Source organism: Streptomyces sp. NPDC053069 (genome assembly GCF_044546895.1).
Classification (GTDB): domain Bacteria; phylum Actinomycetota; class Actinomycetes; order Streptomycetales; family Streptomycetaceae; genus Streptomyces.
In genome coordinates, this window is sequence record NZ_JBITZN010000002.1 from 563,305 (window position 1) to 586,734 (window position 23,430).

Annotated in this window: 24 protein-coding genes; 12 read left to right on the forward strand and 12 right to left on the reverse strand. The window is 70.6% G+C overall.

Features of this window, described 5'->3' with window-relative positions; translation table 11 throughout:
- The first annotated feature begins 29 nt into the window (after nt 1-29).
- The 9 genes from ACIGXP_RS06225 to ACIGXP_RS06265 all read left to right on the forward strand — a co-directional run bounded on the left by ACIGXP_RS06225 (nt 30) and on the right by ACIGXP_RS06265 (nt 9,214).
- Nucleotides 30-3,353 carry a nitrate- and nitrite sensing domain-containing protein gene (locus ACIGXP_RS06225; protein WP_399764531.1) on the forward strand — a complete coding sequence of 1,108 codons (3,324 nt, stop codon included), beginning with the start codon at nt 30-32 and terminating at the stop codon, nt 3,351-3,353.
- Entirely contained in the window at nt 3,350-3,847 is a 498-nt protein-coding gene (locus ACIGXP_RS06230; RefSeq protein ID WP_363214428.1) for a roadblock/LC7 domain-containing protein, read from the forward strand. Before ACIGXP_RS06225 ends, ACIGXP_RS06230 begins: the two co-directional genes overlap by 4 nt.
- Nucleotides 3,844-4,254: a DUF742 domain-containing protein gene (locus tag ACIGXP_RS06235; RefSeq protein ID WP_363214427.1), complete on the forward strand. Its 411-nt coding sequence runs from the start codon at nt 3,844-3,846 to the stop codon at nt 4,252-4,254. Before ACIGXP_RS06230 ends, ACIGXP_RS06235 begins: the two co-directional genes overlap by 4 nt.
- Nucleotides 4,235-4,882 (forward strand): GTP-binding protein, encoded by a 648-nt coding sequence (locus ACIGXP_RS06240; protein ID WP_399764535.1) that lies wholly within the window; start codon nt 4,235-4,237, stop codon nt 4,880-4,882. The genes ACIGXP_RS06235 and ACIGXP_RS06240 overlap by 20 nt, the downstream gene beginning before the upstream one ends.
- A gap of 14 nt (nt 4,883-4,896) precedes the next feature.
- The gene (locus ACIGXP_RS06245) at nt 4,897-6,150 is read left to right on the forward strand and encodes a styrene monooxygenase/indole monooxygenase family protein (protein WP_399764538.1); all 1,254 of its coding nucleotides are present in this window, start codon (nt 4,897-4,899) and stop codon (nt 6,148-6,150) included.
- A 173-nt stretch (nt 6,151-6,323) separates the two neighbouring features.
- Nucleotides 6,324-6,605 carry a hypothetical protein gene (locus tag ACIGXP_RS06250; RefSeq protein WP_399764541.1) on the forward strand — a complete coding sequence of 94 codons (282 nt, stop codon included), beginning with the start codon at nt 6,324-6,326 and terminating at the stop codon, nt 6,603-6,605.
- Nucleotides 6,606-6,981: 376 nt separating this feature from the next.
- The gene (locus ACIGXP_RS06255; protein ID WP_399764542.1) at nt 6,982-7,593 is read left to right on the forward strand and encodes a hypothetical protein; all 612 of its coding nucleotides are present in this window, start codon (nt 6,982-6,984) and stop codon (nt 7,591-7,593) included.
- Nucleotides 7,590-8,075, forward strand: coding sequence for a hypothetical protein (locus ACIGXP_RS06260; RefSeq protein WP_399764545.1), 486 nt, complete (start codon nt 7,590-7,592; stop codon nt 8,073-8,075). Before ACIGXP_RS06255 ends, ACIGXP_RS06260 begins: the two co-directional genes overlap by 4 nt.
- Before the next feature lie 659 nt (nt 8,076-8,734).
- The gene (locus ACIGXP_RS06265; protein ID WP_399764876.1) at nt 8,735-9,214 is read left to right on the forward strand and encodes a tyrosine-type recombinase/integrase; all 480 of its coding nucleotides are present in this window, start codon (nt 8,735-8,737) and stop codon (nt 9,212-9,214) included.
- Here the strand turns inward: ACIGXP_RS06265 and ACIGXP_RS06270 are convergent.
- The 6 genes from ACIGXP_RS06270 to ACIGXP_RS06295 form a co-directional block, all read right to left on the reverse strand.
- On the reverse strand, nt 9,142-9,477 hold the full coding sequence (locus ACIGXP_RS06270) for a hypothetical protein (protein ID WP_399764548.1): 336 nt from the start codon (nt 9,475-9,477) through the stop codon (nt 9,142-9,144). The genes ACIGXP_RS06265 and ACIGXP_RS06270 overlap by 73 nt on opposite strands.
- 112 nt (nt 9,478-9,589) lie before the next feature.
- Entirely contained in the window at nt 9,590-10,696 is a 1,107-nt protein-coding gene (locus tag ACIGXP_RS06275) for an NlpC/P60 family protein (RefSeq protein WP_399764550.1), read from the reverse strand.
- Nucleotides 10,697-10,820: 124 nt separating this feature from the next.
- Nucleotides 10,821-11,123, reverse strand: a complete 303-nt coding sequence (locus ACIGXP_RS06280; RefSeq protein WP_399764553.1) for a hypothetical protein — start codon at nt 11,121-11,123, stop codon at nt 10,821-10,823.
- Between the two features lie 4 nt (nt 11,124-11,127).
- A complete protein-coding gene (locus ACIGXP_RS06285; protein WP_399764555.1) occupies nt 11,128-11,787 on the reverse strand; it encodes a TetR/AcrR family transcriptional regulator in 660 nt (219 codons plus the stop codon).
- Between the two features lie 129 nt (nt 11,788-11,916).
- Complete coding sequence (locus tag ACIGXP_RS06290; RefSeq protein ID WP_363214420.1) at nt 11,917-12,273, reverse strand: peptidase inhibitor family I36 protein; 357 nt, start codon at nt 12,271-12,273, stop codon at nt 11,917-11,919.
- A gap of 91 nt (nt 12,274-12,364) precedes the next feature.
- Complete coding sequence (locus ACIGXP_RS06295; RefSeq protein WP_399764559.1) at nt 12,365-13,303, reverse strand: diiron oxygenase; 939 nt, start codon at nt 13,301-13,303, stop codon at nt 12,365-12,367.
- Nucleotides 13,304-13,425: 122 nt separating this feature from the next.
- Between ACIGXP_RS06295 and ACIGXP_RS06300 the strand changes: the two genes are divergently transcribed.
- Together ACIGXP_RS06300 and ACIGXP_RS06305 are read left to right on the forward strand one after the other, a co-directional pair.
- The gene (locus tag ACIGXP_RS06300) at nt 13,426-14,535 is read left to right on the forward strand and encodes a ferritin-like domain-containing protein (RefSeq protein WP_363214418.1); all 1,110 of its coding nucleotides are present in this window, start codon (nt 13,426-13,428) and stop codon (nt 14,533-14,535) included.
- A gap of 73 nt (nt 14,536-14,608) precedes the next feature.
- Complete coding sequence (locus tag ACIGXP_RS06305; protein ID WP_399764879.1) at nt 14,609-15,430, forward strand: hypothetical protein; 822 nt, start codon at nt 14,609-14,611, stop codon at nt 15,428-15,430.
- Nucleotides 15,431-15,435: 5 nt separating this feature from the next.
- On the opposite strand, the gene ACIGXP_RS06310 is transcribed toward ACIGXP_RS06305, so the two are convergent.
- From ACIGXP_RS06310 to ACIGXP_RS06330, 5 genes are all read right to left on the reverse strand, one after another.
- The gene (locus ACIGXP_RS06310) at nt 15,436-16,893 is read right to left on the reverse strand and encodes a peptidoglycan D,D-transpeptidase FtsI family protein (RefSeq protein WP_399764882.1); all 1,458 of its coding nucleotides are present in this window, start codon (nt 16,891-16,893) and stop codon (nt 15,436-15,438) included.
- 35 nt (nt 16,894-16,928) lie between these two features.
- Nucleotides 16,929-18,290, reverse strand: a complete 1,362-nt coding sequence (locus tag ACIGXP_RS06315; RefSeq protein ID WP_399764562.1) for an FtsW/RodA/SpoVE family cell cycle protein — start codon at nt 18,288-18,290, stop codon at nt 16,929-16,931.
- A gap of 114 nt (nt 18,291-18,404) precedes the next feature.
- Nucleotides 18,405-19,655, reverse strand: coding sequence for an ATP-binding protein (locus tag ACIGXP_RS06320; protein WP_399764565.1), 1,251 nt, complete (start codon nt 19,653-19,655; stop codon nt 18,405-18,407).
- Entirely contained in the window at nt 19,652-20,467 is an 816-nt protein-coding gene (locus ACIGXP_RS06325; RefSeq protein ID WP_399764568.1) for a hypothetical protein, read from the reverse strand. Before ACIGXP_RS06325 ends, ACIGXP_RS06320 begins: the two co-directional genes overlap by 4 nt.
- 109 nt (nt 20,468-20,576) lie before the next feature.
- On the reverse strand, nt 20,577-21,086 hold the full coding sequence (locus ACIGXP_RS06330; protein WP_363214414.1) for a protein phosphatase: 510 nt from the start codon (nt 21,084-21,086) through the stop codon (nt 20,577-20,579).
- A 101-nt stretch (nt 21,087-21,187) separates the two neighbouring features.
- On the opposite strand from ACIGXP_RS06330, the gene ACIGXP_RS06335 reads away from it, so the two are divergent.
- The gene (locus tag ACIGXP_RS06335) at nt 21,188-21,991 is read left to right on the forward strand and encodes a nuclease-related domain-containing protein (RefSeq protein ID WP_399764570.1); all 804 of its coding nucleotides are present in this window, start codon (nt 21,188-21,190) and stop codon (nt 21,989-21,991) included.
- Nucleotides 21,992-22,532: 541 nt separating this feature from the next.
- Here ACIGXP_RS06335 and ligD read toward each other — a convergent pair.
- The gene (ligD, locus tag ACIGXP_RS06340; RefSeq protein ID WP_363214412.1) at nt 22,533-23,420 is read right to left on the reverse strand and encodes a non-homologous end-joining DNA ligase; all 888 of its coding nucleotides are present in this window, start codon (nt 23,418-23,420) and stop codon (nt 22,533-22,535) included.
- Nucleotides 23,421-23,430 lie beyond the last annotated feature (10 nt).

Consider the following 23,430-nt stretch of genomic DNA (forward strand, 5'->3'; position numbering starts at 1 on the left):
GGTAGACGAGTTCAGGATTGCGAGCACCGGTGCAGAAAAAGCGGCCTCGGCGCACAGGCAGGCAGACGGCTCCCACGGGGACCGCCCAGCAGACCCCCGCGGGCACCGGCCGCCCCACCCATGTGCGCACCCGGCTCATCGTCGCCGTCGCCGTGGTGGCCGCCGCCGTCGCGGGAGCCGGTGCGCCCTCCCTGCTCACCGCCTCGCAGGACGTCAGCGACTCCCAGGACCTGGTGACGCTGGCCGCCCGCACCCAGGACGCCCTCGCCCTCGCGAACTCCCTCGCCGACGAGCGCGACGAGGTCACCTCCTACATCGCGGCGGGCCGCCCCAAGGCCAAGGCCCCGTCCGAGGACCGCAGCGCCCGCGTCGACCGGCAGGTCGAGGAGCTGCGTGCCGACACCGACACCCCGGCGAGCCTGCGCGGCGACCTCGACGGCATCGACGCCGTCCGCCGGGCCGCCCTCACCGGCAAGACCTCGGCCCTCCAGACCCACCAGGCGTACTCGGAGACCATCGCCGCGCTGCACCGGCTCGCCGAGCAGCTGGCCGAGCAGACGCCCCCGCGGGCCGGCTCCGGCGCCCATGCGCTCGCCGGACTGGACACCGCCGTCCAGCAGTCCGCCGCCGCCCGCGGCCTGCTGCTGGCCGCGCTGAACGTGCCGTCCGGCACCCGCACCGTGATCAACCCGGTCACCGGCCTGCCCACCACGACCTCCACCGCCTCCGCGGCCGACCGGAAGCAGCGCGACCAGCTGACCGCCGCCGCCCAGCAGGCCCGGCTGCGCGCCGACGCGGCCCTCGCCGACTTCCGTGCGACCGCCCCCAAGGCGGCCGTCGACTCCTACGACTCCACGGTCACCGGCTCCGACGTCAACTCGGCCGAGAAGTACCTCGCCACGCTCACCGACCAGCCGACGCTGGCCGACAGCGAGCTGACCACCAGCACCAAGAAGCTGGACGCGGCCCTGTCCGCCCGCGTCGACCTGATGCGCGGCGCGGAATCGGCCCTCTACGACCACCGCACCAAGGACCTGGCGCAGCTCCGGGACGACGACGTCACCGCCCTGGAGATCCGCATCGCCGTCCTCGGCGCGCTGATGCTGGCCGCGGTCGGCATCGCCACGGCCATGGCCCGTACCCTCACCCGCCCCCTGTCGGTGCTGCGCCGCGGCTCGGCCCGGCTCGCGGAATCGGACGACCCGACCACCCAGGAACCGATCGCCTTCACCGGCCGCAACGACGAGTTCGCCCAGGTCGTCCGCTCGGTCAACGCCCTGCACGCGCACGCGGTGGCCCTGCGCGAGCAGGCCGTCGCCGCGGGCGAGCGGATCGCCACCCTGGAGACCGACCGCAAACACCTGGTCGGCCAGCGCCAGAAGATGGCCGACGCCCGCGAGGAACTGCGCGCCGAACTCACCGACGCCGTGGCCCGGCTGGATCGGCTGCGCACCAGCATCGGCGGCACGTTCGTGAACCTCTCGCTGCGCACCCTCGGGCTGGTGGAACGCCAGCTCGCGGTGATCGAGGGCCTGGAGGACCGCGAACAGGACCCGGAGCGGCTCGCGACCCTCTTCAAGCTGGACCACTTCGCCACGGTCATGCGCCGCCACAGCGAGAACCTGCTGGTCCTCGCCGGTGCCGAGCACGTGCAGCAGCACCACGGCCCGGTTCCCCTGGTCGACGTGGTCCGGGCGGGTGTCAGCGAGATCGAACGCTATGAACGCGTCCGTATCGCCGCCCTGCCCCCGCACGCCCATGTGGCGGGCTTCGCGGCCGACGACCTCTCCCACCTGCTGGCCGAGCTGATGGAGAACGCCACGTCGTCCTCCCCGCCGGAGCTGCCGGTGGAGATCTCCGGGTGGCTCCTGGAGAGCGGCGAAGTGATGCTCTCGGTCCAGGACGAGGGAATCGGCATGGCGCCCGAGCGCCTCGACCACCTCAACACCCGTCTGACCGACTTCGACCCCGAGTCCCCCTACGACAACGAGGGCGAAGCCGGCCTCGGCCTCGGCCTGTACGTCGTCGCCCGCCTCGCCCACCGGCACGGGGTGCGTGTGCAGCTGCGCGAGCAGAAGCAGGGCGGCATCGCGGCGGTCGTCGTCCTCCCGTCCACCCTCCTCACCGAGGCACCCCCGACCGCCCTGCCCCCGCAGACCTCGTCCCTGAGCACCACGGGCACCTTCTCCCTCCCCGGCGCCGACGCCGAGGTCAACTCCAACGTCCTCCCCACCCGCCCCAAGGACCCCGACCCACTGGTCGCCCTGGCAGAACGAGCTGTCCGGGGGGCGACTGCCTCCGGCGGTTCGGCGGAGGGTGCTCCTGTTTCCGGCGGTTCGCCGGCGGAGGGAGCTTCTGTCTCCGCCGGGTCGGTGGAGGAGGGTGCGTTCGTCTCCGGTGGGTCGGCGGAGGACGTACTCGCGTTCCCTGGGCCGGCCGCAGAGGACGTGTCTGCTTCCGGTGGGGAGGAGGCCGTCTCCGGTGGGTCCGGGGAGGGGCGGCCCGCCTCTGGGGATACGGCGGCGGAGGGTGCCTCTGTCTCCGCCGGGTCGGTGGAGGAGGGTGCGTTCGTCTCCGGTGGGTCGGCGGAGGACGTACTCGCGTTCCGTGAGCCGGCCGCAGAGGACGTGTCTGCTTCCGGTGTTGCCGGGGGCTCGGTCGGAGAGGGCGGCTCCGGGGGACCGGGGGATGAGGCGGCCGAGGCGACCGAGGGTGTCTTCGGCGGTTCGGTCGCCGAGGCGGACGGTGCCGCCTTCGGCGGATCGGCCCAGGACGCGGTGCGGGCGGCCTTCGGCGATCGCTCCGAGCCGACGGCGGGGGACACCCGCGCCGGGCGCGCCGAGGACGCGGTGCAGGCGGTCCATGAGCAGGCCGACGCGGGTGCGCAGACCGCGGAGACCCGCCCGAAGGCCCCGGCGGAGACGTACGCCGAGACGACGATGGAGCTGCTCCTCCCGGACCTCACGACGGAGCCCACGGCCGACCGCACCGATGCGCCGCAGGCACGGTTCACGGACCCGCCGGCCGCCGACGGCGGACACGCCCCGCAGGGGCCACCCGCACCCGACGACGAGAGCCGCACGGATGGCGCGGGTGGGAACGAAAGCCCCGCCGAAGGCGAAGCCGAGGCGGTCACCGCCAAGGGCCTCCCCAAGCGCACCCCCAAGATCACCGCACCGGCCCAGGCCCCGCGCCGCCGGACCGGAACCGTCGACGCCGAAGCCCTCCGCAGGAGGCTCGGCGGCTTCCGCAGCGGCGCCCAGGCCGGCTACCGCGCCGTAGAAGCAGAAATCGCACAAGCCGAAGAAGCCACAGAAGCCACGGGGGGCACAGCCGAGGAGGCAAGCAGTTGACCGCGCCCAGTACGTACGGACTGAGCAGTGAAGCCCGCAACCTGCACTGGCTGCTGACCAACCTGGTCGAGGAAGTTCCCGGCATCCAGTCGGTCGCCGTGGTCTCCTCCGACGGCCTGCTGCTCCTCTCGTCCGACCCCGGTCACACCGAGCAGTCCCGCCGGGCCCTCCCGGCGAAGGGCCCCCGCGGCTCCTCCGCCGACCTCGCCACCATCGTCTCCGGCATCGGCAGCCTCACCGTCGGCGCCGCGAAGCTCATGGCGTTCGGCGGGGTCAAGCACACGATGATCGCGATGGAGGAGGGCAGCCTGTTCGTGATGTCGATCAGCGACGGCTCGCTGCTCGGTGTGCACGGCTCCGCCGAGTGCGACATGAGCGTGGTCGCGTACCACATGGCGCTGTTCGTCGGCCGCGCCGGCCACGTCCTCACCCCCGAACTCCGCAGCGAGTTGCGCAAGTCCCTGGAGGCCGAATCGGCGGGGAGCGCCCGATGAGCGGCACGGCCAAGAAGCTGCCCATGCGCGGCGGCGACCGCAAACCCGCCCGCGTCCGCCCCTACTCGCTCACCGGCGGCCGTACCCGCTTCGGCCACGTCCTCCTCGTGGAGACGTTCGTGGCCGCGCTGGAGGCTCCCGAGGAGCGCAAGGAACTGACGACGGGTTCCGTCACCACCCGGGTCATGCCGGAGATGCGGGCCATCGTCGAACTGTGCCGCCGTATGCGCACGGTGGCCGAGATCGCCGCGCTGCTGAAGATGCCGCTCGGCGTGGTCCGCGTGCTCCTGAGCGATCTCGCGGACCAGGGAAAGATCCGTGTGTACGGCACCGGAACCGGTCACGGCACCGGCCGCCCGGACCGCGCGCTGCTGGAAAGGGTGCTGAGTGGACTCCGCCGTCTCTGACGCCACCGGCGTCACCCCCCTCGCCACCGGATACGCCGATCCGGACGAGGACCTGAAGTCCTGGCAGACGGACCGCACCCGCGCCCCCATCGCCACGAAGATAGTCGTGGCGGGAGGCTTCGGGGTCGGCAAGACCACCCTGGTCACCTCCGTCTCGGAGATCACGCCCCTGCAGACCGAGGCGCTGATGACCGAGGCCAGTGAGGAGACCGACGACCTCACCGCGACCCCCGGCAAGCTGACCACCACCGTGGCCATGGACTTCGGCCGCATCACGCTCGACGACGACCTGGTGCTCTATCTGTTCGGCACGCCGGGCCAGCAGCGGTTCTGGTTCATGTGGGACGACCTGGTGCGCGGCGCGATCGGCGCGGTCGTCATGGCCGACACCCGCCGGCTCAAGGACTGTTTCCCGGCGCTGGACTACTTCGAGAGCTGCGGGATGCCGTACGTGGTCGCGGTCAACCACTTCGACGGCAGCGAGCGCTTCGAACCGGAGGACGTGCGAGAAGCGTTGACGGTCCCCGCGCACATACCTGTAATGATCATGGATGCGCGGCGGAGGATCTCGGTGATCGAGACTCTCCTGGCCCTCGTGGGCCACGCCCTGGACGTCACCCCCGAGTAGGAGAACACCCCCGCATGCGGAAGATACTCGTCGTCGGAGCCGGCCAGTCCGGCCTCCAGCTCGCCCTCGGCCTGCAGTCGCACGGCTACGAGGTCACCCTGATGTCGAACCGGACCGCGGACGAGATCCGCACCGGCCGGGTCATGTCGACGCAGTGCATGTTCGACACGGCCCTGCAGCACGAGCGCGATCTCCAGCTGAACTTCTGGGAGTCCCAGGCCCCGAAGATCGAAGGCATCGGCGTCTCGGTCGCGGCCCCTGGCTCGCACGACCCGGGCCCCACGCAGCGGGCCATCGACTGGGTGGGCAAGCTCGACGGGTACGCGCAGTCGGTCGACCAGCGGGTGAAGATGGCCGGCTGGATGGAGACCTTCGCGCAGCGCGGCGGCCAGCTGGTCATCCACGGCGCGGCGGTCGGCGACCTCGACTACTTCTCCCGTACGTACGACCTCGTCCTGATCGCCGCCGGCAAGGGCGAGCTGGTCCAGATGTTCGGCCGTGACGCCGCGCGCTCCCCGTACAGCGAGCCGCAGCGGGCACTGGCGGTGGCGTACGTCCACGGGCTGGGCCCGCGCCCCGAGCACCCGGACTACCACGCCGTCCGCTGCAACCTCGTCCCCGGCGTCGGCGAGCTGTTCATCATGCCGACGTTCACCACCTCCGGAGCGGCCGACATCCTCTTCTGGGAGGGCATACCCGGCGGCCCGCTCGACGTCTTCAACGGCGTCAAGGACCCGGCCGAGCACCTCTCCCTGACCCTGGAACTCATGGAGAGGTTCACTCCGTGGGAGTACGCGCGGGCCACGAAGGTCGAACTGACCGACGCGGGCGGCACGCTGGCCGGCCGCTACGCCCCGACCGTGCGCAACCCCATCGGCCGGCTGCCCGGCGGCGGCCTGGTCCTGGGCGTCGCGGATGTCGTCGTGGCCAACGACCCGATCACCGGCCAGGGCTCCAACTCCGCCGCCAAGTGCGCGGCCGCGTACCTCGCCTCGATCCTGGAGCACGGGGACAAGCCGTTCGACGAGGAGTGGATGCAGGCCACGTTCGACCGGTACTGGGCCACGGCCCAGCACGTCACCAAGTGGACGAACGCGATGCTCATGCCGCCGCCGGAACACATCCTGAACCTGATAGGCGCGGCGGGACAGCTGCAGCCGGTGGCCGACCGGTTCGCCAACGCGTTCAACGATCCGGCCGACTTCGAGAACTTCTTCTACGAGCCGGAGAAGACGGCTGCTTATCTGGCCTCGGTCACCGGAGCATGACGGGTCTCTGACCGGGGGTTCGGCCGTCGTCGTCTGTCGTTGTTGGCCGACGTCGGCCGCCCTCGCGTCGGTGCGAAGCATGGACGTGGTGGCTGCTGATGGCTCCTGTGCAGTTGGAGCACCTGGTTGCGAAAAGAGCCACGCGGGTGCGCCAGACACGACATGCTTGACCCATGCCTAACCGCAACGCCACGCATGACTTCTTGGCGCACAACCAAGCCATGATGCATACGTACTGCCACCAGTTGGCCGCGACATGGCTAGAGCTGCATCCAGGGGCTACGGCCGATGACCTGTTGGCGTTCCTGAGGGAACAGGCGCACACAGCGCAGACTGCCGCTGCTGAGGTCTATGTAGCCAAGGAAGGCATGACCATGGAAGAAGCCATGGAATTTCAGAAGCGCCACTACGCCTACCGAGACTTGATGCGTCGAGAGCTGTCCGCGAACGACTGAGATTGGCGGAACTGCTTGGGCTGAGGCTCGGGTCACTGGTCCCTCGGCGTCGTCATACTGCGGGACACTCAGCCCGCGTGCGTGCTGCAATCCGATGAGAGAAGCCCTTTGCCCCTAGCCAGGAGTGCGAGTCCGTCACCCCGTTTCAACCGCTCGCCGGCTGATCTGGAGGATTACCGGGGGTCATGCACCCCATCACGATTTTGCCTTTCTGACTGGAAATAGCTGTGGAAGGCGGTGCAGGCTCAAGTTCTCCTCAGAGCCGTGACATTTCAATTGTCGGGGACATGTCGGGCGCAATAGTGTCCAGGTGCTTGATCGCCACGGGGGCGGTCCACCGAGAGGCTGTCACATGGGCATCGGTTCACGGCGCGCTATGACCGGCGCTGCCACTGCGCTGCTGCTGTGCTTCGTCACTGCCGGCACGGCGGCTGCCGAGGACGTACCGTCAGACAACGCCGAGATATCAGCCAGTCAGACCACAGACGTGAACGACAGACAGGGCTGGGAAGACGGTATCGACCAGCCGGTCGAGGACAACACGCCGGCCCTGTGCGACACACCGTCCACGTGGTACAGCATCACCTCGAAGCAGGCCTACCACATCGGTTCTTGGTGGAACGGAACCAAGTACAAGGACGGTCCGGGTGGTTCCATCTCGGTTTCCGTCACCAAGGGCGGGACCATCTCGGCCGATGTGTCAGGCAGTGGTGACTTCGAGGCCAGTGGCGTCATCTTCAAAGCAAAGGCAAGCATCACCTACAAGATTGGTGGCAGTGTGACCGTGACGACGGGACACACCTACTCCCACTCGATCTCGAGCAACAAGTACGGCCATCTCCAGTACGGTTCGTGGGGCTACAAGGTGATATGGAAGAGATACCGTTCCGGCAGCGGCCGCGACTGTGGCGGCGTCGAGATCGGCCACGGATCGGCCATCCTGCCCACGTCCGAGACCGGTTGGAAGTATTGGGAAACCTCCTCATGACCTATCCGAGCACGCGGCTCTGGTTCACCGGGTCCGTCGTCGCGGCGACAGCTCTTGTCCTTACCGCGTGCACCTCCAGTGGCGACAAAGCTGGCAGCGCAACAAATACGCCGAGTACCGTGAGCGCTTCGCAGACCACAACCGAGGCGGCAGACAAGAAGCTCACTGCCAAGGCGCAGGCTGCCCTCGCTGCCGTACACAACGGCAAGCTGGTCGAATCCGGCGCGGAGCGGGTGACGGACGGCATCCACACCGAGCCCTCCCTGGGGCAGGGTAGGACCTACAGGCTCAAGCTGGCGTGCGCCGGAACCGGCACTGCACGGCTGACCCTGACACCCGCGAGCGTCGGCACCAAGAACAAGGTGCCGTGCGATCAGTCCGTGGTCCAGCAGAGGATCACCGTGCACCAGCCGGTGCGCATCGATGTCGAAGGCACCAAGGGAGCGACAGGCGTCGTCGCTTGGGAGATCGACACCCTATGAACCGACCTCATTCGGGACCACAGATCAGTTGCAGTAGTAGTCGTCAATAATCGACGCTGAGCGGCCTCGGACGGCCCAGGGGCGGCCCGGCCGGTGGGGTCGTCCGCCCCGGCTGAGCTGCCGCTGCCTACCGCTCAGGTCCACTCGCGCGAAGCAGATCGCCCATAGCGCTGCGAGCTGCTGCTACGAAGGCGTCGAGGCGGTCATCCAAGCGATCGCGGATCCGGAACCACGAATCGAGGGGCCCCTCAAGTTGCACCCTCTGCGCCGAGCCTCCGGCTGCCCTGACTGGGCTGCATCCTTGCGCCGTTCCGACCGGAACGTAACTGCTGCCGTCAGTCCGCCGCCGGCCAAGCGTCCCCAAGACGCTCACGGCCGCTATGAGTAAGGGTGACCTCGCGGGCAAGGTGGTGGTCCTGGATTTGCTCGGGCGCCAAAGCCTCCGCCTCCAAGATCGCGGCTGTGGCCTCGCCGACGTGTCACCGCTGCGCGTGTGTTCGCGCCACGTCAAGCAAGAAACGCGACTGCCGCTCCGGCGACAGGCCCGATGTGTCCACGTCCTGGGCCACCTCCAGGGCAAGCCCCGCATCCCCCAGGTCGAGATCACGCTGCCCTGGAAGACACCGGACGGGCCGAAGGTGACCCGGCGGCTCATCTTCATGGCGCCTGGGGGCAACCATGTGTGGTGTACCTCCCTGAACGAGGAGGCGTGGAAGCCCGCGCTCGTCGCGGCCGGCGTCATCCCGAAGCCGCAGACCAAGGCGGCCGGTTACGCGGCGGCACGCGAGCACGGAATGCACGCGCTGAGGCACTTCTACGCGTCCGCGCTCCTGGACGGAGGGGAGAACATCAAGGCGGTCAGTGAGTGCCTCGGGCACAGCAACGCCGCCCTGACGCCACGGATCTACGCGCACCTCATGCCGAGAAGACGGCGGCCTACCTGGCCTCGGTGGCCGGAGCCTGACAGGCGGACGGCCCGCAGACGGCCCCGGCTGTGCCGGGGCCGTCGGGGTCCCCTGGCTCCAAGCTCTCTCGATGCGAACCACGAGCGCGAAGGCCGCATGATTCACCGCGTGGTCTCTTCGAGCCACCCCGGGGGGAAGAACGGCGTAGGGATCAGTGCCGCGAATGCGATCTGAGCCATGACCTGGAACGCCAGAGGTTCGGCGGCGCTGCTCGCAAGGAGGGGACAAGCACAGACGACCAGCGGAAGGGCAAGCAGCACGCGGAACCGGACCGTTTCCATCCGGCTGTGGACCCAGACCGCGAAAATGGCGATGAAGAGGGTGGGAACACCGATGATCAGCAGCATGCCCATCCCCAGCGTCATGACCTCCAGGAAGGTCTCTTTCCACCAGACGGTCTGCGAGACGGCCACCCACGCTGCGGTGTGGAGGAGCACGTATGTAAGCGCACACCACCCCATTCGCCCCAGGATGTACCCAAGTCTGCGGGCGGGTCCTCTCTCTGTCGCCATCTCCACCCCCGTGCCCGAGCTCCAGATTTGAACGTGTTCAACATACTGCACTGGGCGCCTGCCGACAGCGTCGAGGCGACCCGCTGACGCCGGCGGGGTCGCTTTCCAGTGCGCCGGCATCGGGGCGGACGGCGCCGAGGATCGGGTAGGACGCCATCGGGGAGACCTTGATGCGCTCTCCCGGTCTCGGTGCCTGTACGACGTTGCCGTTTCCCACGTACATCGCCACGTGGGTCGCCTCGGGGAAGTACACGACCAGGTCACCCGGCCGAAGATCGCGGAGCGGGACCTTCCTCAGCCGTTTCCACTGCTCCTGGCTGGTGCGGGGGATCGGGGTGCCCGCGTGGGACCAGGCGTCGGAGGTGAGGCCCGAGCAGTCGTACGCCGAAGGCCCCTGCGCGCCCCACTGGTAGGGCTTGCCGAGCTGGGCCATGGCGTAGCGGACCGCTCGGTCGCCCTCGGGGGAGGAGGGGCGGTCGTCGGGAAGGGAGCCGGCGGTGCTGAGCCTCTGCTGGGCCTCGGTGACGCCCTGCTGTTCCAGCCCGGCGATCGCGGTCAGCTGGGCCGGTGTGAGGGAGGCCAGCAGGCGTTCCACCTCGCCCAGCCTGGACCGGATGCCGTCGCGCTGCTTCTGCTGCTCGCCGGCCAGGGCGAGCTGGGTGTCGAGGGCCTTGCGGGCCGCCCGGGCCAGGGCGTCCTTCCGCTTCTCGGCGGCGGTCAGCCGGCTCACCGTGCGGGCCCGCTCGCGCGCCAGCTCGCCGATGACATGACCCTCGTCCAGCGCGTGCTGCGGATCGCGGGCGAGGAGCAGGCGGACGTACGGGCCGAGACCGTCGCTGCTCTGGTACTGCTGCCGGGCCAGCCGCCCGGCGTCGGTCCGGCTGTCCTCCAGGGCGAGGCGGGCGCGTGTCAGTTCGTCGTCGAGCCGGGACACCTCGGCGCGCTGCCGCTTCAGCTTCTCCGCGGTGGCGTCGTAGGTCTCGGTGGCCTGTTCGGTCTGCCGGTACAGCTGCTGCAGGTCGGTCAGCAGTGCGGCGACGGAACGCTGTTGCGGGTCGGGGGCGGCCGGAGCGGGTGCGGGTGTGAGGACGGCCTGGGCCGCCACCGTTGCCGTACAGGCCAGGCGCAAGAGCGTTCCTGACACGTCTTCACCTCCGGTGCCGGTGAGGGCGGACTGTCCGCCGCTCGTCGCACCGGGATCATCACGTGATAATCAGACGTGTCCGCGCGGGCCGCGCCCCGCGCGTGCGCGGTTCGGCGCAAGCCTGTCACCCGTTCGCGTCGTCCGGCTTGCCGGACGGCGTGCCCTGTGGCTTGGACCAGGGCCACCGGAGCCTGCCGCCGGAGGTGTCGTCCGGGTCGTACTGGTACTTCCACCCCTGGATCAGGCCGAGCCGCCTGCTGTGTCCGCGCGGCACGCGGCGGTAGACGAGCTCTGTCGCCGGGCCGCCGCCCGGGTCCGGGACGGGGATGCGGTACGTCTTCGGGGGGTGCCCGGTGGGGCCGACCAGGACCGGCAGTACGCGCCCGTCCATGGGGCCGCCCTCGAAGGGGGTGTCCTGACTCTTCACGGCTTCAGTCTCGGTCATTGCGGGCGAGCGCGCCGACGACGGCGGCCGTCTGCTGGTCCCGGCCGGCGGTGACCGTGAGCATGGCCTGGAACTGCTCCACCAGCCAGTCGCGCAGCTCCTCGACCGGGGGCTGCTTGTCCTCGTCCAGCCAGATCAGGGAGGCCGCCTCCACGGCCGTGATCCACGTCCGGACGGTCATGCGCAGCCGGGGGCCGGGGTCGGTGACGCCGAGGTGGCCGTGGATGTGCTCGGCGGCGGCCCGGCGCACCCCGTCGACGATGGCCGTGGTCCGTGAGGTCTCCACCACGCTGCCGCCCTGCAGCAGCGCGCTGAAGCCGGTGTCGTGCTCGTCGACGAAGGCCAGATAGCGGTCCAGGGCGTGGGACAGGCGGGCCAGCAGGGGGCCCTCGTGGGGCTCGTCGAAGCACAGCTGCAGCTCTTCGGCGGCGGAGCGCAGCGCGGCCTCGTACAGCTGCTGCTTGCCGCCGGGGAAGTACCGGTACACCAGCGGGCGGGAGACCCCCGCCGCCTCCGCCACGTCGTCCAGTGACACGTCCTCCGGTGCGCGGTGCGCGAAGAGGGAGAGCGCGGCGGCGAGGAGCTGACTGCGCCGCTCCTCGACACTGAGCCGACGGTAGGCGGGGGTGGTGGCCTGCGGGGTCATGCCTCGCAGCGTAGTCGCCGGGCGGTGGGGGTGCCGGGTGCCCGGTGGGCGTGGGACTGGGGGATGTCGTTTGGATCATCCCGCCGGTCGGCACCGCTCGTCACGGCCGGCCCGATCCGAACGACACCCCTAGTTGACGCCCTTGAAGCTCATGACACCGAAGGGGAAGCCGTCGGGCACCTTCACGCCCCAGTTCATCGAGAAGACCTTGCCCTTGCAGCCCGTCTTCGAATACAGGTTGAGCATGTGCCGGGTGTTGTTGTTGATCGACCGGATGGGCACGGAGCGGCTGTTGTTGCAGGCGCCGAGCTGGGTGTTCACCTTTCCGTACCGGCCCGTGTAGTGCTCCTTGGACCACACGCACGTGTAGTTCTTCTCGCAGTCCCCGCTCGCCGCGTGGGCGGGGGTGGTCATGACGGCCACGCCGATGCATCCGGCTGCGGCCATCACACCCGCCGAGCGGGCCATGTGCTTGAGGAAAGTCACTGTAAACCCCGTGGAATGAAAGATGGTTGACGACTGCGGCCACGATTCATCACATGATCATCCCGGCCGCCTCGCCAGTCTAACCACCCCTTCACGCAAGCAACCCGGAGGCCTTCCACAGCCGCCTGCCGACCCCCCGGAGCACCCCGATGTCGTCCAGGAAGTCGGTGAGCCGCTTTGCGCCGGTCTGCATGACCTCGCGGCGATGCGCACTGGCCTTCACCTGGGCCATCGCCTCCCGCTTGTCCAGGCCCACGTTCGTGTACACCTCGGGATTCACGAAGGCGACCGAGAACACCCGGGCGAACTCCCCGGACGTGACCCGGGTGAACTCCTGCGACCACTTCGGCGCCGTCATCATCTGGCGCCGCAGCTCCTCACGGGCGTACCGGACGTGGCGGGCCTCCTCGACCACATGGATGCGCGTGACCCCCCGGATCAGGGGCTGCACCCGCTCGTCCGGGAACGTCAGCCGCTGCATCCAGTCCAGGACCTCCTCACCGAGGAGAGTGGCGGTGAAGGAACCGGGGGTTGTGGAGATGGTCTTGAAGAGGCGGCCGAGGTTCTGGTGAGCCCGGCTCACCGGGTACCAGGGCGCGTCCCCCCGCGCGATCAGCCGCGCGAACATCTTCGAGTGCCGGCACTCGTCCTCGATCTCGGTGAGCGCGTAGCGCACGTGCGCACTCGTCGCCGCCTTGTCGTAGATGTGCCGGACCAGCAGCTGCATCAGGATGATCTCGAACCAGATACCGAGCGAGGCGAGCGCCGCCGCCTCGTGCTGGGAGAGCAGGATGCGCTGCTCCTCCGACATCTGCCGCCACATCGGGGTGTCGTAGAGCGAGACCAGTTCCGGCGGCCAGAACCACTTGCCCTCCTCGAAGGGCGCGTCCCAGTCCAGCTCCTCGTCCGGGTCGAAGGAGTGCTTGGCGGAGGAGGCCAGCAGCCGTTCGGCCACCTGCTCCCGGTCCTTGAGCAGGCCGAGCGCGTCGCGCAGGCCGTCCAGCGCGTCCGCTTCCGTCAGGGTCGTCATGGCTCCCTCACCTCGTTACCCGGGGTACGTCTTCCGCCTCTTATGAGACTGCTTGTCAGCAAGACCGTCAATCCCTTGCGCATGACTTGTTGACTTCGCGTCTACGTGTGAGCCTGCGAGGTATGCCGACCCATGACCTGTACGCCAACGACCCCGGAACCTCCCCCTGGGAGGTGCCCGCGACCGGCGCCGCCCGCTTCAGCTGGGAGTACGACGACGGCCGCGACCGCCTCCTCGCCCTGTACCAGAAGGGCAAGGACAAGCAGTGGGACGGGCGGACCCGCATCGACTGGAACCTGGAGGTCGACCCGTACGACGCGCTCGGCACCCCCGAGGAGGCGATGTCCCTGTACGGCACCAGGTACTGGGACAAGCTGACCGACAAGGACAAGGGCGAGCTGCGGCGCCACTACGCCTCCTGGCAGTTCAGCCAGTTCCTGCACGGCGAGCAGGGCGCGATGATCTGCGCCGCGCGGATCGTGGAGTCGGTGCCCGACCTGGACGCCAAGTTCTACTCCGCCACCCAGACGATGGACGAGGCCCGGCACGCCGAGATCTACGGCCGGTTCCTGCACGAGAAGATAGGCATGGTCTATCCGATCAACGACAACCTGCAGTCCCTCCTCGGCGACACCCTGCGCGACAGCCGCTGGGACATGCCGTACCTGGGCATGCAGGTGCTCATCGAGGGCCTGGCGCTGGCCGCGTTCGGGATGATCCGCGACACCACCGACAAGCCGCTGCCCAAGCAGATCCTGACCTACGTCATGCAGGACGAGGCCCGGCACGTGGCCTTCGGCCGGCTGGCGCTGAGGGACTACTACAAGCAGCTCACCGACGCCGAACTGCGCGAGCGCGAGGAGTTCGTGATCGAGGGCTGCTATCTGATGCGCGACCGGCTCCGGGGCGTCGAGGTCCTGGAGAACTTCGGCATCCCCAAGGCGGAGGCGGAGGCGCTGAGCGAGCGCTCCGAGTTCCTGCAGCTGTTCCGCAGGCTGCTGTTCAGCCGGATCGTGCCCTGCGTCAAGGACATCGGCCTGTGGGGCAAGCGGCTGCAGCAGGCCTATGTCGACATGGGTGTCTTCGAGATGGGCGACTCCAACCTGGACCTGCTGATGGCCCAGGACGAAGAACTGGCCGAGCAACTGGACGCGGAGCGCTTCGCCGCCGAGGAGCGGGACCGGATCGCGGAGGTGCGGGACGCGATCGAGGCCGGGGCGGCGGAGGCCTGAGCCGGCAACGGGCCGCGTGGCCCAGGTGACTGCCGGGGCTTTCACCCGGGTGCAGTAGCGTGCCGACGTGTCCATGCCGCCGCCGCAGTACCCGAACCAGCCGCAGCCCCCGTACGGACAGCAGCCGCAGCCCCCGTACGGCCGGCCCCCGCAGGCCGTCCCCGGCCCGTACGGCGCCCCGTATCCGCCGCAGCAGCAGCCGTACCCGCCCCAGCTCCACACCCAGCAGCCGTACGCCGCCTGGGGCATGCCGCCGATGGCCCCGCCGCCGAAGAAGCGGCGGGTCGGGCTGGTGCTCGGGATCGTGGGCGGAGTCGTCACGGCGGGCGTCGTGGGGCTCGTGCTCATCGGGGCGCTGGCCGGGAGCGGCTTTCCCGAGGCGAAGAACAAGCTCACCCTGCCCAGGACGCTGCTGGACGGCAGGTTCCAGCTCGCCCGGGACCTCTCCGAGGGCAAGAAGATCGAGGACGAGGCGGACGGCGCCTGGGACGCCAAGGACACCCGCGGTGTCGTCGGCACCTACGACCTGGGCGGCGACGCGACCAGGGGCACACTGGCGGTGTCGGGCATGTACGGCCGGTTCAGGAACAGCGACGAGGCCCGTCGCAACATGCTGAAGGGCGCATCCGAGGCACAGGGCGTGACGGTGGCCGCGCCGCGCAGGGACTTCACCCAGGACGGCTCGCCCACGGTCAGCTGTGAAGTGCTGACGCAGAAGAGGTTCGGCGCGACCCTGACCTACCCCCTGTGCGCCTGGAACGACGGCAATACCGGAGCCGCGGTCGGGTGGATCACCGCCAAGACGGCCCAGCAGGACCCGTCCGACGTGGACCTCGCCTTCTACGCGAAGGTCACCCTCCAGATCCGTTCCGAGGCGGTCGAACCGATCGGCTGAGCGTCTCACCGGCCCAGAACGGCCCGCATCACGTCCCGTGCGATCGGCGCCGCGTCCCCACCGCCGCTGATCTCGCCGCGGTCCGCGGAGGCGTCCTCCACCACCACCGCGACCGCCACCTGCGGCTCCAGGGAATTGTCGGCCTGCGCCCAGGAGACGAACCAGGCGTACGGCACACCGGCGTTGCCGACCCCGTGCTGCGCGGTGCCGGTCTTGCCGCCGACCAGGGCACCGGGGATGGCCGCCCGGGTGCCGGTGCCCTCCTGGACCACATCCAACATCAGCTCCTTCAACCGCGCGGCCGTCGAGGGCTTCATCACCTGCCGCACCGGATGCGTCCCGCTCCCGGCGACCGTCTCCCCGCCGCGCCGGGTCGTCCGGTCCACCAGGTACGGCGACCGCAGCTGTCCGCCGTTCGCCACCGCCGAGGCCACCATCGCCATCTGCAGCGGCGTGGCCCGCGTGTTGTACTGCCCGATCGAGGACAGCGCCAGCTGCGCCCGGTCCACGTGCGCGTCGAAGGTGCTGGGCGCGACGGAGAACGGGATGCGCAGCCCGGTGTCGTTGAACCCGAACGCGTTCGCCGTGGTCACCATGCCCTTCACCCCGACGTCCACACCGAGCTTGGCGAACACCGTGTTGCAGGACCACTCGAAGGCCGACCGCAGTGAGGCGTCCCGGCAGTCGTCGGCCTCGTTGGTCAGAACGGTCCTGGTGCCGGGCAGCCGGTAGGGGTCGGGGGAGTGGGTGCGCGCGTCCAGGTCGGTGACCACGCCCGCGTCCAGCGCCGCCGCCGCGCTGACCACCTTGAACGTCGACCCCGGTGGATAGGTCTGCCGCACCGCCCGGTTGAGCATCGGCTTCTCCGGGTCGTGGTTGAGCCGCGCCCACGCCGAGGTCACCGCCTCGCCGTTGCCGGACAGCTCCCCGGGGTCGTACGACGGACTCGACACCAGCGCCAGGATCCGGCCCGTGGCCGGCTCGATCGCGGCCACCGCGCCCTTGCGCCCGGCGAGCCCCCGGTACGCCGCCTCCTGCGCACCCCGGTGCAGCGTCGTGACGATGTTCCCGGCGGCGCGGCCCCCGCGCGTCACGTCGTTCCACAGCGGCAGCGGCGACAGCATCGGATCGGTGCCGGAAAGCACCCCGTCCCCGGCGTGCTCCAGGAACGTGGTGCCGTACGACTGGGAGGCGAAGCCGGTGACCGGGGCGTACAACGGGCCGTTCTTGTAGGTGCGTTCGTAGCGCAGCTGCTCGCCGGTGTCCACGGATCCGGTGACCGGCTCGTCGCCGACCAGGATGTCACCGCGCGGCTGGCCGTAACGGGCGATCTCGGCACGGCGGTTGGCCGGGTTGCCGTCGTAGAGACCGGACTGCACCACCTGCACGCGGGCCGCATTGACCAGCAGGGCCGCCAGCAGCAGCGTGCAGAACGCGCAGGCGTGCCGGATGTACCGCGCCATCGGCCGCCCGCCCTCGTGGAAGCCGCCGTACTCGCTCACCGGGCCTCCCGGCCGTCGTACTGGCTGCGCGCCGAATCGCTCACCCGGATCAGCAGCGCCACGATCGTCCAGTTGGTGACCACCGAGGAGCCGCCCTGGGCGAGGAACGGCATCGCCATACCGGTCAGCGGGATCAGCCCGGTGACCCCGCCCGCGATCACGAACACCTGCAGCGCCAGGATGGAGGCGAGCCCGACCGCGAGGAGCCGGCCGAAGGGCTCCCGCAGGGCCCGCCCCGCCCGGTAGCCGCGCTCCACCAGCAGGGCGTAGAGCAGGATGACCGCCGCGAGCCCCGTGAGCCCGAGCTCCTCGCCGGCCGTGGCCAGGATGAAGTCCGACTTGGTGGCGAAGCCGATGAGGATCGAGTGCCCGAGCCCGAGCCCGGTGCCGAGGACCCCGCCGGCGGCGAAGGCGAACAGCGACTGGGAGAGCTGGTTCGGCCCCTGCCCGGCCTCGATGGTGGCGAAGGGATGCAGCCAGTCCTCGATCCGCTGGTTCACATGCGGTTCGAGGCGTCCCACGGCGACGGCCCCCAGCACGGCCAGCACCAGCCCCACCGCGATCCAGCCGGTCCGCCCCGTGGCGACGTACAGCAGCACCACGAACAGCCCGAAGAACAGCAGCGAGGTGCCCAGATCCCGCTCCAGCACCAGCACCCCGACGCTCAGCAGCCAGATCGTCACGATCGGCCCGAGCACCCGCCCGGTCGGGAACTGCAACCGCCACAGCCGGCGGCCCGTGTACGAGAGCGCGCTGCGGTTGGCGGCCAGATAGGCGGCGAAGAACACCGCGAGCAGCACCTTCGCGAACTCGCCCGGCTGGATGGAGAACCCGGCGATCCGGATCCAGATACGGGCGCCGTTGACCGCCGGGAACAGGATCGGCAGCGCCAGCAGCCCGAGCGCGGCGGCCACGCACACATACGAGTACCGCTGGAGCATCCGGTGGTCGCGCAGCACCAGTACGACGACGATGAACAGCCCGATGCCGAGCGTGGACCACACGAGCTGGGCCGGGGCGGCCTGGTCGTGCGGGGTCTCCCGGTCCAGCCGGTAGATCAGGACCAGCCCGAGCCCGTTGAGCAGCACCCCGATCGGCAGGAACAGCGGATCGGCGTACGGGGCCCGGATGCGCACCGCGAGATGCGCGCACACCGCGAGCACCGCGAGCCCGGCGCCGTAACCGGCGGCTCCGGGCGGGACGGTGCCGGTCCGCGCCAGACCCACCGCGCAGTAGCCGTACACCGACAGCAGTACCGCCAGCAGGATCAGGGACAGTTCGATGCCACGGCGCCGGGGGAGGCGGACGGCAGGCGTGGGAGTCTGCGCCGCCGCCACGGTGGTTCCGGCCTTCGTCATGCCGGGAACCTACCCAAATAGGGCGTCTTGCGCTCGGAGCGGCCCCGAGGGACGACAACGCGGCCGATGTGCGTGCCGGACCCCGCTACGCCGGGATGATCCGAACGACGCTTCCTAGCGCCCCTCGACCAGCGGCAGGACCAGCGTGGCCACGGCCCCACCGTCGATCGCGTTCGCAAAGAACAGGCGCGCCCCCAATACCTCCGCCTGCCCCAGGGCAATCGTCAGCCCCAGCCCGTGCCCGGTCGCCCCGCCCTCCGTGCGGAACCGCTGCGGCCCATGCGCCAGCAGATAATCCGGATACCCGCCCCCGTGGTCCCGTACGGTCACCACGGCCCCGTTCACCGTCACCACCACCGGTGGTGCCCCGTGCTTGTGCGCGTTGGCCACCAGATTCCCCAGCACCCGCTCCAGCCGCCGCCGATCGGTCTCCACCCGCGCGTCGGCCAGGACGCGCACCTCGGTGTCGGTGCCCGAGGCCCGCACCACCCGCCGGGCCAGCGCCGCCAGCTCCTCGGTGTCCACCTCGCGCCGTTCCCGGCCGGTGTCCAGCCGGGAGATCTCCAGCAGGTCCTCGGTGAGCGTGCGCAGCGCCGCGACCCGGTCCCGCACCAGCTCCGTCGGCCGGCCCGGCGGCAGCAGCTCCGCCGCCGCGTGCAGCCCGGTCAGCGGGGTGCGCAGCTCATGCGCCACGTCCGCGGTGAAGCGCTGCTCGCTCAGCAGCTTGCTCTGCAGCGACGAGGCCATCGTGTCCAGGGCGGCGGCCACCGCGGCCACCTCGTCCTGCGGGCGGGACGGGTCCTTCGTACGAGGGTCGTCGACGCGCGAGTCGAGGTCTCCCGCGCTGATCCGCCGGGCCACACGTGCGGTGGCGTGCAGCCGCCGGGTCACCCGGGTCACCGCGAACACGCCGACCAGCACCGTCGCCCCGATCGCGAGACCGGACGACCACATGATCGAGTGGTCGAGCCCGTCGATGGTGCGGGCCTGCTGCGAGTAGTCGACCGCCACGGCGAGCGCCCGGTGCCCGGCGACCGGGCCCGCCGCCCACATGGTCGGGCGCCCGTCGTACGAGGAGACCATGGTGCCGCGGTTGCCGGCCGCCGCCAGCGTCCGCAGCGACGCCGGCAGGCCCCGGGGGTCCACGCCGGCGTTCGGCAGCAGCGCGTCCCCGGCCTCGTACGCCTGGGTGGCGTCCGCGAGCTTGGACAGGGCCAGGCTGCGGGCCTGGCCGACGGTCTGGTTGGTCACCGAGACGTGCACCAGGACACCGAGCAGTGCGGCCAGTGCGCAGCACATCACCGTGATGAACGCGGCCGCCTTCACGGCGAGCGGCCCGGCCCACCGGGGAAGCACGAGCCTCATCGCGCACTCGCCGAGGGGGAAGCGGGGGCGGAGGCCGGGGCGGAGCCGGAGGAGGGGGACGGGGCGTGGGAGGGGACGGAGGGGGACGGAGTGGACGAGGAGGCCGACGGCGTCGGCGAGGCCTTCTTGGCGTGCCGCCCCTCACCGGTGCGCAGGAACTCGTCGCGGGAGAACACCATCGCGCGCTGCTCCGGGTCCCACACCCAGGTGGCGCGGTACTCGTACCCGGAGATGTCGCCCGGTGAGCGCTCGATCAGCGTCCGGCCGGCCAGCTCCACCCCGATGATCGCGTCGTTGTCGGTCAGCACCTTCACCAGCTTGTGCTTCTCGACGGTGTAGACCCGCACGCCCGTCTGGTTGGTCGGGTAGAGCCGGAAGCCGAGCGTCATGTCGTCCCGGCCGTCACCCGTGAGGTCCCGGTAGTACGGCTTCAGCAGCGGACAGCGGGCCCGGTCGCCGCCGGGCCGGCAGTCCTTCAGCCGGTCCACGGTCGCGTGATACGCCCCCTTCGACCCATAGTCGCCCGGATGCGCCTTGACCTCGGCCTCGACCACGGCCACCGGGTCCACGGACCGGATGTCGTCACCGGGGACCGTGATCCCTTTGACGACCTCCCTGGTCGCCACGTCGTAGGGGTACGCCGGGCTGGAGGCCGGGCGCAGGTCGGGCCAGAGCTTGACCGGGCTGACGGCGGTGGGGGTCGCGCCCGCGCCCTGCAGCCCACCGGCGTCCCCGCAGGCCGCCGCCGTCGCCGACAGCACGGCGACGACGGCCACGGTGAAGGCGGTGCGCACGGGACGGCGGGCTGACACGGTGCTCCTGGGGCGTCGGGGTCGGTCGGGGCCCCGTCCACCTTATGTCTAGACGGAATTTGATAGATAAGTCGTTTTTGCACCCGTCGGAGTGATGCTGGAAGAGAGGCTACTCGGCCAGCTCCTCCAGCAGTCGCACCGTCGACAGGCCCGCGCGCAGGTACTCCACGAACAGCTCGTTGTGCAGCGCCCAGGCCGAGCGCCGGGCCCGGATCAGCTGGATCACCTCGTCGGGCGAGGCGTGCCCCCGCTGGACAAGCGCGTGGGCGACGACCAGGCCCGAGCGGTTGTACCCGTGGTAACAGCGCACGAGAACCCGGCGGCCGGCGTCCAGCGCCTCGTTCGCCGCCCGGGCCAGCCGGATCACCCCGGCGAGCTGCGTCCCGTCCAGCGGGCCGTCCGGAATCGGCCACACATGGTGCTCGACCCCCGGAGCGGGGCCGTATCCCGGCAGCCGCAGCAGCGTCTGCACCACATCGAACTCATCCCGCACGACGGCAAGCTCCGGCCGTCCCGAACGGCCCCGGAACTCATGCCCGCCCATCCACAGACCCGGCACGATCTCGTGCCACGGGCTCTCCGGAGCCGGTACGTCGGGCTGCTTTCCGCGCATCCGCACCGGCGCCTCCCCAACTCCCCCTCGTGGGCCCGCCCTCCACGGTAACCGGTCTTGCCCCGGGAGCACCCCGCCTGTTCCCATGGTCCGAGGGGTGATGGCGCATGAGCGCACTGCGCGTGGTGCCGGCCTATCGGCACGGGCGGGAACGGCTGTACGTCTGCCGCCCGGACGGAAGCAATGTCGCCTGGTACGACCGTGAGACCGGCCGGGTCAATCTGCTCGGCGAGGACAACAGGGACGACGTACTCCACGCCCTGAAACCCTTCCTGACCGGCCCGGTGACCGTAGGACCGCCCCCGGTACCCACCCCCGCGGAACTGGCCCGGCTGACCCTGCACCCGGACGACGACCTCGCGCCCAACCGCCCCGGCGAGACCCTCCTCGTCGCCCTCGAACGCGACCCCGGCCCCGCCCACCGGCTGCGCCCCGACCCGCGCCGCCGCGCCCTGGCCGCCGAGGAGATCATCGGTACCGCCCTGGACACCCTGGAGGGCGCCGGCTGGCACACCCTGCACTCCGTCCCCCTCCCCGGCGGCGACCGCATCCACCACCTGCTGCTCGGCCCCGGCGGCCTGTTCGCCGTACACGCCCTGTACGCCCGCAAGTCCCGGGTCCAGATCGCCGACCCCATGGTCACCGTGGGCCGCCGCGACCCCGAGCCGCTGCTGCGCCGACTGCGACTCGTCGCCGACCGGGCCTCCTACGCCCTGACCGCCGAGGTGCGCCCGCTGCTGGCCCTGGCGGGTCCGGCCGAGCTGACCCTGACCACCCAGCCCCGAGCGGTACGCATCCTCCAGGACACGGACCTGCCGGCCCTGTCCCGGCTCGGCGGCGTCCTGAAACCGGCGGACGTGGAGGCGCTGCATGGGATGGCCAGGGATCGGAATACGTGGGGGAGGGTGTGAGGACGGATGGGTAGATGGGGGAGGGCGTGAGCGGTCTCGGCTGAGCGGCTGTCCGGTGCTTGAGGCGGGCTGTTCAGACTGAGGCCGGGGGGTGGAGTGGCAGCGCCATCAGGCGGACAGGGGCAGTCACGGCTGGCAGAGGGTGGAGGGGCGGTCATCGCCGGCTGGGGTTGTAGGGGGCGGCAGCCCGAGCACGGGGTCGAGGGGATGACGGGCCGCGGTGGGCGTGGTGCGGGGCGGCCGCCGCCGGGCGGGGGCAGGGACGGTGGCCCGCGGCAGGTGTCGTAGCGGCCGGCAGTGCTCGGCGGGGGCAGGGATGGCGGCGCGCGGCGGGCGTTGTATGGGGCGGCGGTCGCCGAGCCGGCGGGCAGGGATGGCGGCCCGCTGCAGGCGTTGCGCGGGGCGGCAGCCGCCGGGCAGGGGTGCAGGGGGCGGCGGCAGCGGCCCGGCACGGGTCCCACGGGCGGGCAGTCCCGCAGGGGTCGCAGGGGGTGGAGCACCCTCGCCGGACGGGTAGGAGCAGCGGGGGTGACCGCCCACGTCAGGGCAAGGGCGCCGCCGCCCCCGCATCCAGCAGCGGTGCCAGCAGATCCCCGTGATCCTGCAGCCGTGGTGCGATGTCACCGGCCAGGAATTCCAGCTGACCGGGGCTCCGGCAGTCGGCCACCTCCGCCCAGGTCACCGGTGCCGAGACCAGCGGGGCCCGGCGGGCGCGCAGGGTGTAGGGCGTGGCCGTGGTCTTGCGGGCCGCGTTCTGGCTCCAGTCGACGAACACCTTCCCCGGCCGGAGGCTCTTCGTCATCCGGTGCACCACCAGCCGCGGCATCGCCCGCTCGGCCTCCACGGCGAGTGCTTTCGCGTACTCACTCGTCCGTTCGGACGAACCCCCGCGCACCGCCGCCAGCAGATGCAGCCCCTTCGAACCGGCCGTCTTCGGATACGCCTCGATGCCGTCCGCCGCGAGCCTCTCCCGCAGCCACAGCGCCACCTCGCAGCAGTGCACGACGGTCGCGGGCGCGCCCGGGTCGAGGTCGAAGACCAGCCGGTCGGCCTCGTCCGGAGCCTGCACCAGCCACTGATGGGTGTGGAACTCGGCGACGAGATTCGCCGCCCAGACCAGGCTCGGCAGATCCTGCACCACCACCATCCGGGCCGGGCTGTCCGCCGATGACCGCGGCACCTCGGCGGTCGTGACCCACTCGGGCGTGCCCGGCGGCACGTTCTTGGTGAAGAACAGCTGGCCCTCCGGGCCGTCCGGATACCGCAGGAAGGACACGGCCCGGTCGCGCAGATGCGGCAGCAGCACCTCGGCGCTGGTCGCGTAGTAGTGCACCAGCTCCGCCTTGGTGAAGCCGGTCTCCGGATACAGCACCTTCTCCAGGTTGCTGAGGGCGACCCGCCGCCCCTCCACCTCTGTCATGGGCGTCATAAGATGACAA

Excerpts from the sequence above, each read along its gene's own strand:
- ACIGXP_RS06235 (WP_363214427.1), top strand. The coding sequence starts at position 3,844 with ATGAGCGGCACGGCCAAGAAGCTGCCCATGCGCGGCGGCGACCGCAAA.
- ACIGXP_RS06245 (WP_399764538.1), top strand. The coding sequence starts at position 4,897 with ATGCGGAAGATACTCGTCGTCGGAGCCGGCCAGTCCGGCCTCCAGCTC.
- ACIGXP_RS06250 (WP_399764541.1), top strand. The coding sequence starts at position 6,324 with ATGCCTAACCGCAACGCCACGCATGACTTCTTGGCGCACAACCAAGCC.
- ACIGXP_RS06255 (WP_399764542.1), top strand. The coding sequence starts at position 6,982 with ATGACCGGCGCTGCCACTGCGCTGCTGCTGTGCTTCGTCACTGCCGGC.
- ACIGXP_RS06260 (WP_399764545.1), top strand. The coding sequence starts at position 7,590 with ATGACCTATCCGAGCACGCGGCTCTGGTTCACCGGGTCCGTCGTCGCG.
- ACIGXP_RS06265 (WP_399764876.1), top strand. The coding sequence starts at position 8,735 with ATGGCGCCTGGGGGCAACCATGTGTGGTGTACCTCCCTGAACGAGGAG.
- ACIGXP_RS06285 (WP_399764555.1), bottom strand. The coding sequence starts at position 11,787 with ATGACCCCGCAGGCCACCACCCCCGCCTACCGTCGGCTCAGTGTCGAG.
- ACIGXP_RS06295 (WP_399764559.1), bottom strand. The coding sequence starts at position 13,303 with ATGACGACCCTGACGGAAGCGGACGCGCTGGACGGCCTGCGCGACGCG.
- ACIGXP_RS06300 (WP_363214418.1), top strand. The coding sequence starts at position 13,426 with ATGCCGACCCATGACCTGTACGCCAACGACCCCGGAACCTCCCCCTGG.
- ACIGXP_RS06305 (WP_399764879.1), top strand. The coding sequence starts at position 14,609 with ATGCCGCCGCCGCAGTACCCGAACCAGCCGCAGCCCCCGTACGGACAG.
- ACIGXP_RS06310 (WP_399764882.1), bottom strand. The coding sequence starts at position 16,893 with ATGGCGCGGTACATCCGGCACGCCTGCGCGTTCTGCACGCTGCTGCTG.
- ACIGXP_RS06315 (WP_399764562.1), bottom strand. The coding sequence starts at position 18,290 with ATGACGAAGGCCGGAACCACCGTGGCGGCGGCGCAGACTCCCACGCCT.
- ACIGXP_RS06320 (WP_399764565.1), bottom strand. The coding sequence starts at position 19,655 with ATGAGGCTCGTGCTTCCCCGGTGGGCCGGGCCGCTCGCCGTGAAGGCG.
- ACIGXP_RS06335 (WP_399764570.1), top strand. The coding sequence starts at position 21,188 with ATGAGCGCACTGCGCGTGGTGCCGGCCTATCGGCACGGGCGGGAACGG.
- ligD (WP_363214412.1), bottom strand. The coding sequence starts at position 23,420 with ATGACGCCCATGACAGAGGTGGAGGGGCGGCGGGTCGCCCTCAGCAAC.